This is a genomic window from Pseudoalteromonas sp. SG44-1, from assembly GCF_014164315.1.
GTDB lineage: Bacteria > Pseudomonadota > Gammaproteobacteria > Enterobacterales > Alteromonadaceae > Pseudoalteromonas > Pseudoalteromonas rhizosphaerae.
The window spans coordinates 1-12,629 of record NZ_JACJEW010000084.1 but is presented as its reverse complement, the minus strand read 5'-3'; the positions used below and the strand labels follow the sequence as shown (position 1 = coordinate 12,629).

The 12,629-nt window shown below is 38.0% G+C and carries 7 protein-coding genes; 3 read left to right on the top strand and 4 right to left on the bottom strand.

Going from position 1 to position 12,629, the window contains the following annotated elements; all coding sequences use genetic code 11:
• Nucleotides 1-33: 33 nt before the first annotated feature.
• Nucleotides 34-2,202 carry a TerB N-terminal domain-containing protein gene (locus H5187_RS21640; RefSeq protein WP_182798342.1) on the bottom strand — a complete coding sequence of 723 codons (2,169 nt, stop codon included), beginning with the start codon at nucleotides 2,200-2,202 and terminating at the stop codon, nucleotides 34-36.
• A gap of 395 nt (nucleotides 2,203-2,597) precedes the next feature.
• On the opposite strand from H5187_RS21640, the gene H5187_RS21635 reads away from it, so the two are divergent.
• Entirely contained in the window at nucleotides 2,598-2,939 is a 342-nt protein-coding gene (locus tag H5187_RS21635) for a DUF4258 domain-containing protein (protein WP_008109362.1), read from the top strand.
• Nucleotides 2,940-2,948: 9 nt separating this feature from the next.
• Complete coding sequence (locus H5187_RS21630; RefSeq protein WP_033102712.1) at nucleotides 2,949-3,392, top strand: helix-turn-helix domain-containing protein; 444 nt, start codon at nucleotides 2,949-2,951, stop codon at nucleotides 3,390-3,392.
• A 437-nt stretch (nucleotides 3,393-3,829) separates the two neighbouring features.
• Here H5187_RS21630 and H5187_RS21625 read toward each other — a convergent pair whose 3' ends face one another.
• From H5187_RS21625 to H5187_RS21615, 3 genes are all read right to left on the bottom strand, one after another.
• Complete coding sequence (locus tag H5187_RS21625; protein ID WP_182798341.1) at nucleotides 3,830-10,771, bottom strand: Ig-like domain-containing protein; 6,942 nt, start codon at nucleotides 10,769-10,771, stop codon at nucleotides 3,830-3,832.
• Nucleotides 10,772-10,928: 157 nt separating this feature from the next.
• Nucleotides 10,929-11,237, bottom strand: coding sequence for a hypothetical protein (locus H5187_RS21620; protein ID WP_182798340.1), 309 nt, complete (start codon nucleotides 11,235-11,237; stop codon nucleotides 10,929-10,931).
• A 116-nt stretch (nucleotides 11,238-11,353) separates the two neighbouring features.
• Nucleotides 11,354-11,779 carry a hypothetical protein gene (locus H5187_RS21615; protein ID WP_182798339.1) on the bottom strand — a complete coding sequence of 142 codons (426 nt, stop codon included), beginning with the start codon at nucleotides 11,777-11,779 and terminating at the stop codon, nucleotides 11,354-11,356.
• Nucleotides 11,780-11,943: 164 nt separating this feature from the next.
• On the opposite strand from H5187_RS21615, the gene H5187_RS21610 reads away from it, so the two are divergent.
• Nucleotides 11,944-12,528 (top strand): Calx-beta domain-containing protein, encoded by a 585-nt coding sequence (locus H5187_RS21610; RefSeq protein WP_182798338.1) that lies wholly within the window; start codon nucleotides 11,944-11,946, stop codon nucleotides 12,526-12,528.
• Nucleotides 12,529-12,629 lie beyond the last annotated feature (101 nt).

The window sequence follows — 12,629 nt, the reverse complement described above, 5'->3', positions numbered from 1 at the left end:
GTTGGTCAGGAAAATCACGCGATTGGTCAATAATTAAGGAAGTAAATTTAAATCCTGAGAAAAAAGAAGAAATGCGGGTGGCATAAAATTTAACTTGAGGCGACAACTAACTTGAAAAACTCCGAAGCTAAACTCTGATGAATTTTGACTTTTTGGCGCAAGCTGATGACTACTTGTAGTAAGCTGATGAATATCACTCGTGACAGACTCTTTATTCAACCCTAAATTCGTGTAGAGCTTCTCGATTTGTTTTACTTCTTTGTTATCGACGTTGCCATCAGCGAGCGCAATAGACAGAATAAACCGCTTCACAAATTCTATTTCTGTTTCACCTAAATTATTAAGTCTATTTTTTAAACCCGCATTATCCGATGGGGTAACTAATCGCCATGTAAGATAAGCCTTTAAAGAACGCTTTTCTGTATCCGTTAATTTCTCATCATGAGCAATTAGCTTTTCTAGCTCAGAACTTTCTGACTCATCTACAACCCCATCTATGTTTGCAACCATCGCACCTAAGCGAAGTGCGACACCCACTTGGTTAAATACATGACTAGGGACAAACTCTTCCCCATGCCCTGGAGTAAATAAGACAAGTTTGCCATCTAATCTAGGTTTTGCATGGTGGTAACGTAAGTCAGGCGCAATACCTATATCAGCAAGGCTCGCTAAGTTATAAATGAGGTCACTTTCCTTTTTATTTATCGCTTTTGGTACTGGTAAGTCTGTTTGCAACCAAAATTCAGATACATTTGTTACCCCACCATTTTCTAAAATAATAGCCTGAGCCCACCTCTTAAACTTTTCAATTAATGGTGATGGTTGACTACTAGCAATAGCGCGAGGCAGTAACATCAGTGCAGCTAAGTCATCTCTACTAGTGCCTGCTTTACCTAAGTAACGGCTACAACTAGCTAGTTCCTCAGCGACTTTATCAGCAATAGGTATTAGCTTTTTAATAGGGGCTTTTAATATGCTCGGGTCTGGTAAACTATCTAGTAAAATTTTAACGCTAGGAAGACTACCGCTGGCAGAGAAGTACTCAGCGTTTAATTTAGTTTTATTGGGCTTAACTTGCATTCCCTCAGGGAATTTTTGCTTGTAGTAAAGTTTAAAAAGTGAATCAAACTCTAAATCGCAGCGCCTAGCTGCGGTTTTTAAATTGTATTGGTCTGTATTTTTGATCCATTCAAGTGCCAACTCATCATCCACTTTTTCTGTGGCAACGATTTGCTCTGAAAGACGTAATTTAAAAAGTAGTGAATGACGTGTCTTAGGTAATATGTGTTTTTTACTTTTAAAAAATTCAGGTTTTAGTAAATACATAAATTCTAAAAAGTTTGCTGAGTAACCAGCAAAAGAGCGATTTGAAGCAAACACCTTGTGTAAACGAAGTACTTCATTAAAAATATCCTCGAATTGTTCATCTGCAACTTTATTGTCTTTGTTGTTCACAACAACAAATCTTTCAAATCCATAAAAGTACAAAAATACGAATCCTATTGGGGTATTAGCTGCGCTTCTGTCGGTTGCTAACCAGTCGAGATAGGCACCTCTACATTGCCTAGAAAGCCTGCTATAACTTGGCCAGTAACCAAGCGAATCATCAGTGTAATAACCCAGCTGATGCCCTAAAGGTGTTGATGCAGGTAAAATGGAGTTTATTAGCGCAGGGTCTGGGTCATAACTTCTCATAGACTCCATTTGCTCACCTATGTATATCAACCCCATTAGCTTACGCTTTTGTATAATAGTTTCTTTATTCTTATCAAGCCATTGGGCTTTTCTTGTGCTTTTAATGCTTATATTTTGAGGGGCTGCGCTCTCAAAAATATTAAATGTGGCGAGCTCATCTTCAGAATATGTCGCACTATCAGCACTTTCTATAATTGGGGAAGGTGTATTAACAGCAGTGATGCGTGGCTTTGGAGTTGTCTCCTTTGAGGTTGCTAATTCATTAGTTTGTTCGTGTAATTCAACGCTTACTGATGCTTTATCAATTTTAATAGATTTTATTGGGCTGATTGCATCATTGGATAGAGCAGATATAGAAGACTTAGAGGCTGACGTATCATGAGTGCCTTTTATGTCCGAGCTTGGATTATCTAATACTCGAGGCTTTGCTTTATTTGAATTTGAGCGTGAACTGGTAATTAACCAAATTATCAATATAACAACTGCAATTATAAAAATGAATTCCATGTAACATCCCTTTAAAAATGGTTGGTACCATTTTGGTATTTAAAACTCCATCGGCTACTAACATATTACTAAAAAAATCAGAAATGTATAATATTGCTGCTAGCTAATTGCAATTATTCTTAATCAAACAATAAAATCGTCTTTAATAAAGCTTAATCCATAGCTAGTGACTGACTGCTCATCGCTCTTTGCCGAAGTTCGGCTTAGTGCTATCAGTCGTAACTCGTTTCTGCCTCAAGACGAGTTAGGAAAGAAACTCACTCTTCTGCTGAAGGTGGTAGTGGGTTGTTTTTTGCTTACGGCGATAGTAAGTTCGTTTAGAGTTTTTTCAAGTAATAGTTGACAATACGTTGCCTTCCTATCAAAATGATAGGTATCAGATTGATAGGTGGTTCATGGTTGAAAATAATCCACAAGGCGTTAAAGAATTTCCTCTTACAGAGGGAACAGCCAGAAAAATAATGAATGATCTGGCAGAGAACTATACCCACAGGATTCGATGGAGCAAGCATGTTAAACAACGCATGCATGAACGAGGGGTTACTACAGCACAAATTATTACTCTACTTAAGAGTAAACATTCGGTGTTCAGAGAGGGTCCATACCCTGAGGCCTCTGGAGATTGGAAATTTAACTTGAAAGGTTTAGCAGCGGGCAAAGTTATTGAGTTGACTGTTGCACTTAAGAATCATCATGACAGTCCTATGTCAGTTCTAGTAACTGTATGGATAGATTAAGAGGTTGATATGTACCATTATACTGAAAGCGGTTTATCAAACGTGTATCTAAAAAATGGTGTTACCGTTGAAGAAATCGATGGTGAAGAATATACAAGTATTGATGATATGAACGGACTTCATAGCGCAATAGCACAGGCTGTTGTAGACAGCAACAGACCTCTTGCGTATGAGGAATTTAAATTTTTACGTATTGAAATGAATGTTTCTCAAAAAATGCTTGCGACACGTTTTGGTGTGGATGAACAGACAATTGCACGTTATGAGAAAGGTCAAACTAAAATTCCACGTACTACAGATGCGGCTTTAAGAGCTTTGTATATGGAAAGCCAAGAGAAAAATAATCCCGTAAGTTATTTTCTTGATTTACTGTCGGATACTGAAGCTGAGGAAGCTGCAAAAGTAATTCGCCTAGAAGAAATCGAAAACCATTGGGAAGAAGTAGAAAGCTAAGCCTTAAACCACTCAGCCAAAAAGCCGACATTAAGTCGGCTTTTTGGCTTCTATTCATCTTAAAGCAATGCTAGATAATTTGTGGTTCGTATTTCGTACTAATTTATATGAAGACACGATAATACGATCATCATCGTCATTATTAGTAACTCGTTTTTGTCCAAAAACGAGTTTGTCTGTGCGTCTGCTCTTCGCTCAGGCTGTGTAAAAACTCTCAAAACTAGATTCTAACCGTGATAATGATTTAATCTTTAAAGTTGCTATTTCATAGTTGGTTACGGGGATTAACGACTTATTATTTTGGTCATAGAATATATAGGACCACTCTAAATCAATTTTCTATTTAAAACATTTATCTTTAAATTAAAATCTTAATATTAAAAAGCCCACGTCATTCCCTGAGAAACGACGTGGGCTTTTTAGCTTACATTACTGCATTACCAACTAAACGATCCTTTAGTGCGTCCGCCTGCGTCATCTACAGCTTCATAAGTCACGTTCATCTTTGGATATTCTGACAACCTAAGTTGTGTTGAGGCAGCACCGCGGCCTACATACTCACCATTAAACCACCAGTCATAACCAACAACATAGCCATCTTCGTCTTTACAGTTTGCTGTTATACGAATTGTACCCGAACGTTCGAACTGAACACTCTCACACGTTGGCTTTTTGTTTTCAAAGACTTCATATCGTTCACTAATCTCAGTTTCTTGGCCATACATGCTGGTGGCAATAACTTTTATGTCATAAATCCCCGCTTCATCAATCTCAAAGCGATTCATTGGGCTTCTCGGCTGTTTAACTTCAACTTCTTCGCCATTTATAAACCACTTATAGTCGATAATATAATCTCGTGGATGACCGCCTTTTGTTTGAGCTCGGGCTACTAACCCGAGGGGGGCACGACTATATCGATTAGATGGAAAGTGTACTAAGCTGCCTTGTACCGGATCAGCTTCAAGTACGTCAATAAACTTACTAATCTCTTTTACTTTGCCTCTACTATCCGTCACTTTGGCCTTTATTTCATGCACTCCCGGCGTTTTAACGAGTAAATTCGAGTACATACGCGTTGGATTAGCGATCTCAATATTGTCACTTTCCAGCCATTCATAGGTATAAGTAACTCCTGGCATAAACTTATGTTTTTGCAATATCATGCCGGTGATGTTAGCTGGCGCTACTAAAATATTACTTCTTATATCAATGGTCGTTTCTGGAAACTCATACACCCAGCTTTCTAAATTGCGTTGAGTTTCACGATAAGTAGCCTCCTTATAACCATCTACCCACGCCTTCAACACAAACTTCAATCGGTTGTTGTCATCAAGGTCACTTTCAGTCGGCGTATATTCAAACGACACGTCGTTTTTTACTTTACCATTGGGCAATACCCATTCATATTTAACAGGTAAATCTACGCCACCGTTGAGGTTTAACACTTGTCCTTCAACATCTATAGTCGTGCCCATTTCAACTAGATGAGGTGCACGTATCTGTGCCATTACTGGTCTTGGTGATACAGGACGTGCATAGTAACGAGCTTCTGACCATGCCTGTTCACCCGCTGCTTCAGTTGTTGAACTGAATCTAAATCGACCCAAAATAAGTGCTTGTTCACCTTTAGCTATGAATGACTGTACAGGTGCACCTTCAAACCATGTTACACCCTCATCATGCGACCATTGAGCTTGTCCGTCATACGTATCGAGTGATGTATTGTAGTCGAGCATATTAAGCTTAAATTCTTGACCTTCGTATACTTGAGATGGGCCTTTAATCACTAAGCTTGCTTTGTCGTAACCACTAATTTTAAGTGGGCTGCTAACTGACGCTTCACCTGTGTTTTTGTTTGTCACCGTCGCTCTAACATACTTATCTCCAGCAGCTTGCATTAAGAAAGGTATCGCATTTCGCCCTTGGTACTCTTCTAAAGCTGTCCAATCAGCGAGATTATCTGATATTTCCCATTTAGTGTCATTGCCTGCAACCATATCTTCAATCGTTTCATAGTCATAACGAACAAGGGTCGTAAACGGCACTTTGCCGCTAACTTGTGAGCTTCTTAAATCACCATCCACTCCGGTACCCAAAACTATTCTCATGAATATAGGGGTCGATATAATTTTCTTTTCATATTCCTTATGTGGCGATTTGACTGATGCGACGGCATAGAAACCATTGCTTTTGCGGAAAATATCAGCAATTGCAACCGTGAACTGAGCTTGCCCATTTTCATCATTCGATTGAGTATCTGAGATTACTTGTTCTTCACCTCTGTTATTCTTATACGCTAAATAAATATCCCATTCGCCCATGGTGCTTGCATCATATTTACTTATTTTTTCTTTCCAATTCCATTCGCCCATTAACGCCGTTACTTGAACTTCATCTGTGCTTAATACATTGCGTTCTGAGTCCATGCTTAAATTTATAGCCACTTTACGAGATGGTAATACAATAACTTCGCCTGTCGAACCTGCTAAATGTTCATCTGATAGCGTGTAGGCGGCATTTATTGCAAGCGGATAGCGGTCAAACACTTTTCGCTTATCAATATCGTCATCACGAATAATGCCAAGTAGCTCATATATCGGCTTGTGGCTTCTCTGTGCCATGTATTCAGACGATTCATACTCACCACGACTTACATTGATGTTTAACTCCCCCGCGACGTGTTGAAGCCTATAGCGCGCTAAAACGGGATTTTCTGGGATAACACCATAAACACCTTCTTTAAGTTCAATAATAGGGTTTAAATCAAATGCCATTTGTTCAGCAGTTTTAATATTGTATTCAAACTCGCCAGCTTCTACTTTTACTTCATTACCATCAGGGTTAACAACATAAGCGCTGTAGCTAACCGTATTATCAAGTTCATCATGTACAGACCCCGTAACAGTCATAGCCCAGCCTTGATAGAGAGCGTCCATGCCTTTAGGTAGGTTGTCTAATTTGACGTAACAGCCTTTTCTAGCATCTCTTGATATTTCAATTGCTAACTCTTTAGATGCCACAAAGTTACAAAGGTACTGGCTTTGGTAGATGTATAACGTACCGCGCTGAATGTATTGATAAAGGTCATGTGTGCCGCTATCTTTAGATTTAATACTGAATTTAGACGGGGCAAACACGTAATTTTCTTTGATTTTACCTATATTGCCAAACGAATCCTTCGCTTTGACTACCAGTTCATAGGTATCACCGGGCGTTAGGTCATCCAAATTTCCATCAAAGAATTTTATGAAACTTTTAGCATCAACTGGATCATCAACTAAAGTAAGTGGTACACCACCAAATGTTGCTTCTATTATTTCATTTTTAGTATCCCAACCCGGATTTGTTACCGCGCCGAAGTCGCTGGCAAAGTAAAATGGATTGGTACTACGAGATTTGTCACGTAAATACGTTAATTGCACTTCTGGGGCAAAGCGCTGCAAATAGAAAATAGGGTTTTCATAGACAGAGCCGTTATCGTAATAGTCCCGCATGTTCAAACTGAACTTAAATGCGCCATCTGATAATGGTGTCATATTATAGTGATAAACAATGTAATCGCCCACCAGCTCAGTTTTGGTTGGCGGTAGTCGATTATCTTCACTCAGATTCTGTTTTGAGCTACTAAAATAAAATGTATTGTTGTCGATTTTTACTGATTGTTGAAATCTTATGTCATCAATTTCTTCAATGATTATAGCTGAATTTTTTAATTTCCACGTTTCATCATTCTTGATATTCGTAAAAGGTGATTTAATAATCACGAGAATTTCATCTTGCTTCGCTTGAACGTTTCCTTCACCTAATTGCTTTTCAATAACGCTACCATCGTTCTTGTTGTTTATAACAACCTCATGCAATGAAGGCGCTGAATAATCCCAGGTCAATCCATTGGTAAATGTTCCCATACCTTTATCAAAGAAATAAGAACGATCAGAGTCAATATCTATTGTGAGGGTTGTATTACCCTGCAGTTGATCTACTTTGTTTCCCAATACTGGAATGCTTACAGGTAGAGCACATTTCGTGAAATTACTATCTACAGTACAACTTTCACCATTATAGGTAATTATTTGTTTATACAGCCGAGGCTCAACATTAAATGTAATTCCCTTAACACTTGCAGTGCTGTCACGAAGTAGATGGTTTGAACTTGTAGAGAACATCCCATTACTAAACTCAATAGTTGTGGCCGTTAACTGAGGCGCTATAGGCTCAACAATATCGACACTTTTTGAGCCAATTGATATAGGCATTGATTCATTGCCATTGAAGAAAATCTTAATTTGCCAGTCAAAGGTTGAAGCACCTAGAGTGTCAGCGAAACCATTAACCTTGCCAGACGATTTTTCTTCAGATAACCCACTTGGGTAATTTATCCATTCAACCAAACAAAGTGGCGTTTCTCCCGCTCCAACTTTATCAAAGGCAAGTTCTTTGGCTAGAACGATACTAGTTGTTAGCGTACAACCTTCGTAATTTGCTAACGATACATTCGTGCCTATTTCTTGTATTTGATGGTAAATAATATCATCTTTAAACTCTAACGCAGTCTCCAAACTATCTTTTGGATCGCGTGGAGCAACTTCAACTTTGTCATGGAATAACGTGAACAATTCATCATTATACCCAACTACACTCACCTTAAATTCGGCAAACTGGTTCTCTAATGATACTAAATAAGATGAAAGTGTTGCTTCACTTTCAGTAACATCAAAACTTTGTTTTACGCCTTTAATATTCATTTGAACGAGGCAAAGCCTATCTTTAAAGGTATCAGAACTCTGCACTTCCTCAAGTGACGAAGTAAATGCGCTACAGTAATTAGAGACCTGATCTCCTATTTTATATTTTAATTGAAACTTATCAGTAATTGCATAGGGTGATGTATTGACCTGCTTTGTTCCCTTGTAACCACTGAACTTATAATCAGTTATTAGCACTGGTGAATTGGGGGCTGAGGATGTAATTAATAAGCTGCCCTTTGTAAATGCGTTTTGTTTGTTCACCAAATCTAAGTTATAGCGTCCACCACTTAATGCAAAATCATAGGCGTAATCTACTGTTACAGTAGTTCCTGGCAATATTTCTTTGTTATTAATAAACACGCTGCCTTCACTGTCACTTCTTAAGGTGACAAAAACAGGGTATTTACCACTAATGGTACTACCATCACTTAGTTTTATAGGTTTACTATAGAGCGGTAGATTTCCGTCTACATCTTTAAAGACAGCACCCGTTGCAGGTAATGTAATTTCAATCAATCCACTTTCTAAACCTATTTTTTCCGCAACAAAATTAAAGCGCAGCTCTTTTTCAATCTCATTTCCTGCATTGTCTTCAGCTAAAACGGTAAGAAGGTATATTGAATTTTCATCGGGGAATAACACTGGGTACTCTAATGTATAAAGACCTTCACTAATTTCACTGGTTGCTAAAAATACATTTTCGTTGGCTGGACCACCTTTCAAATTTACAGACTTAATTGTAGATTCGTTGTCATCATTAATGCTTATCGTAATTTCATCCAATGACTTTATAGTTGCACCATTCTCAATTGAAAAGTCCAATGCTGGCGCTTTTATATCATTTTCAATTGATAAAAGTACCTTCTCAACATAGTTTTGATAGCTATCTTTGGCCCACGCAATGATTTCAAACGAGCCATGGCCCAAGCTTGAATAATTAGCGGTAGCCACGTAATTTGACCCTGAACGAAGTAATGACGCTGCTATATTTTCAATTACAACGCCGTCCTTTTTTATAATAATTCCTGTACTAGCAAGCTTGACTCTATCCCACGTGCTGCCCGAATTTAACTCAGTAATACTAAAGCTGATCTTCTTTTGAGCTTCATCATGTTCAATTATTTCATTAATGATTGGGTCTTGTGCATCCCACTCCCAAACATGGCTCAATGAACTGTCATACAGCCCTGGGTTTTCTGAGCTGCGTATTAGTGGTCTAGCACTGTAATACCCTACAGTGCCGGTTTTATTAAAAGGTATATTTGTATCTAGTACACATGAACTTTCACCTGCGGGTATCTTACATGAACCACCGTACATGCTTGTATACTGTTCATAATCTCTAGCTAAGCCTGTTATTCTAATTTTTGATATTACAGAATCACGCGCTTTATCACCCGAAGCCCTATAGGTTTTAGGTACCCAGCCTATGCCCTCAATGAAAGCCTCCGCATTTGTACCTTTAGGTGGTAATGTTGCTTCTGTAAACTCTGGGTTAGGGAAGGAAAGCGAGCTACAGCGATAGGTACTGCTATTTGTCCACCCTGCGTTTGGATAATTGAAATTCTTTGATGTGTTTGCAGGACCATATATCTTGAAATATGCGTATTCGTCATCTACTGAAACCAAACCGCGATTTGTTATGCCCGTGGTAGAGCCAGCAAATACAGATGCGCCAGGTGCTCCCCTATACGCTTCCTTCGATACGCGATAAATAGCTTCCAATGGATTTTTATTGATCGGTGTTTTGTCTGTAACCGGCCTGAAACCCGTTTGCCCCAAATAATCACCTGTGTACGTTGGGTCTTCAATTGCTACAATTTTAGGGCTCGGGCCACAACTAGAGTTATTATAAAAGTACATTTCTTTTTCAGCACTGTTCCCAGCTAAATCAAAAACTTCAAAAATGACTTTATGCTTACTGTACGTACTTGGAGGAAAAAAAACGGCAGCATTTGAGTTAGTGCCGCCATTACCTAGCATTGCTTTTTTCAATAGCGGATAGTAGGTAACATCTCCACTTTTATATAGTTGACCTTCTTTACCATCTGATTCCCAGTAGGTTCTATACATTATCTTATCAATACCTGATAAATTATCTTTCAAATCATTCAGCGTAAAATGCTGATCACTCGTATGACTGAACTTAGGTAGACCATCGGGCGCAGTCCCACCACCATAAGGAAATGACCATGTAAACGCTCCTAGTGTTGGGGGCGTGGTATCAATGATTAAATCATACGATTCTGAAGAAATTACACTGCCATTTGCACTCAAAATACTCGCAATTGCTTGATATTTACCGTCTGCAATGGAGTCAATTTTTAAAAGTGAGCTGTAATATTCATTACCATTCACGGTAATACGATCTGCAGGACCAAGCTTTTCACTCGTTAATGTTTTAACAACTTCATTCGCAGTATTTTTAATTGTTAACTGTACTAAGCGCTCTACACCAGCACTTAACGCAAATTGAATGTCATTATTTGTGCCAATATAAGCTTCCGTTGGCTTTTGTGCTTTTGTAACATTGCTAGAATCAGTGTAGTTAATCTCAAGTAACTCAGCTGAAACTGATGGGATTAAGCCACCAGCTGCTAGCAATAAAGTTGCTGTTGTGATTTTGTTCATGACAATACCTATTATGGATAATGTAGGTATTTTTAAACATTGAAAGGAAAAAGTTAAAAAATAGGACGCATAAATTAGTGCACTCTAGCTTATGCGTTTTTTTGGAACGGAAATGTTAACTTCCAAAATGAAATGTATGCATCTGATTTATATAAATTTACCCATAAATCTTTTTTATTGGCCAAATCACAATATTTTTCCATATATTCAACATCAAACTTATATTGAAAGAATTATTTTGAAACTCCGACTTTTCAACCTTGTTTTGAGCTACACCAATGTAGATATAGATAACCAAAACAAAAAATATAATGCTTCCATATTTTTCATTTACGAGCCAAATTAAGTCTCCTAATGCATATAGGATTATAAAAGGCCCTCCCATATACAAAGCGTACTTTAAAAAACCAATAGAATGATTTTTTGTTCCCTTTAATATTTTCGATACTTTTGATTTTATACTCATATAACGCTACCCATTTAAAGTAAGTATAATTAACCGACACTGTGCGGTGAAAACATAGAGGTGTTAAATATACGACCTCTAAATTATGGCGGTTAATCTTAATTAGTGATGCTAAATCAATCTGTGCACGTCAGTTGCTGGCCATAGAGCGTAATTTTAATATCACCACGTTGATGAAAGTTTAAGTAACCATTTCGAAGAGGCGCAACATCTTCAATTGCAATAGGCCTTAACAAGATACCTTCATCGGTAGTTACAGGCAGATTAGCCATAAGTTCATAAGTAAACTGTTGTTTGTTTGAACTACTCACTAATAACTCTAAATTAGGCTTTTCACCATCCTCAAAGGTAGGCTCACCTTTAACGTTTATTTCATTAGTAACGGTTTTAATAATCTGCTCAGTCGGTTCGTACTCAATTTCAAGTGTCGAAGATATGAGTTGGCTTTCGCCAGTGACTATAAACTGCCATTTTTCACAGGCTGAAACGGTGGATATACTGCTAATACTTGCTGCAATCAATCCAATTTTAATGATATTCATTTTAGACCTTTCATGTGGATTTTTTCTAATCTTACTTAGTCTCAAGTGCAAATCAAAAATTTACAGATAGCATTTTTAACCTCTGTAAAATTTAATGTTGTGGTAGCCGGTTGATATTATTTGACGAAATCATGTGTTATTAACTCGAATAATGGAAAGCAGTTATGAAACTTAAAAAGAGTAATATTGTACTCGCTTTAGCCGCAGCCTTTGCAATCAATGGATGTGGTAGTGAGGAAGATGAAAAAAGTGCTGGAATTAGTTTTCCAGAAGACACCCCCCCATCAATTTCTATTGAGTCGGCAAAACTTGTTAATGAACCCGGTGACTCTGTTTTAGATAGCAGTGTGCGCTTGTCGCTCTCAAAAGCAGCAAAAGAAGAAGTGACATTAAGTTATGAAGTGACCGCTATTACAGCTAGTTCAGGTTTAGATTTTGAAGCGATTGCAGGTGAAATAACGATCCCAATCGGCTCATTAAGTTCGACTATCTCGTTTAAAGTGTTACCAGATGGCCTTGATGAAGAAGATGAAACATTTTTGATTTCAATCTCAGACCCTAAAAATGCCACATTAAAAACAGGGTTTACTGAAAGTATTATTACAATAAGAAACACTGATCCAACGCCTAGTGCTGGGTTTGTGACTGATGTTGCAAGTGTGACTGAAGACACAGGTTTGTTTTCTGTTGAGCTGGAAATAGATACAGCGTCCGGTAAAGATATACACCTAAGGGATCCCCAAAAATAATTATTAAGTTTCAATTACATCACTCACATCCATATTTTTCCAATCGATTTGCACTACTACCTGTACGAAATAGGCTAGTCCTTCCAAATAATCTCGCCGTC

What these genes read in the sequence shown, in the direction of transcription:
- H5187_RS21640 (WP_182798342.1), bottom strand. Translation starts at nt 2,202, where the DNA reads ATGGAATTCATTTTTATAATTGCAGTTGTTATATTGATAATTTGGTTA.
- H5187_RS21610 (WP_182798338.1), top strand. Translation starts at nt 11,944, where the DNA reads ATGAAACTTAAAAAGAGTAATATTGTACTCGCTTTAGCCGCAGCCTTT.
- H5187_RS21630 (WP_033102712.1), top strand. Translation starts at nt 2,949, where the DNA reads ATGTACCATTATACTGAAAGCGGTTTATCAAACGTGTATCTAAAAAAT.
- H5187_RS21620 (WP_182798340.1), bottom strand. Translation starts at nt 11,237, where the DNA reads ATGAGTATAAAATCAAAAGTATCGAAAATATTAAAGGGAACAAAAAAT.
- H5187_RS21635 (WP_008109362.1), top strand. Translation starts at nt 2,598, where the DNA reads ATGGTTGAAAATAATCCACAAGGCGTTAAAGAATTTCCTCTTACAGAG.
- H5187_RS21615 (WP_182798339.1), bottom strand. Translation starts at nt 11,779, where the DNA reads ATGAATATCATTAAAATTGGATTGATTGCAGCAAGTATTAGCAGTATA.
- H5187_RS21625 (WP_182798341.1), bottom strand. Translation starts at nt 10,771, where the DNA reads ATGAACAAAATCACAACAGCAACTTTATTGCTAGCAGCTGGTGGCTTA.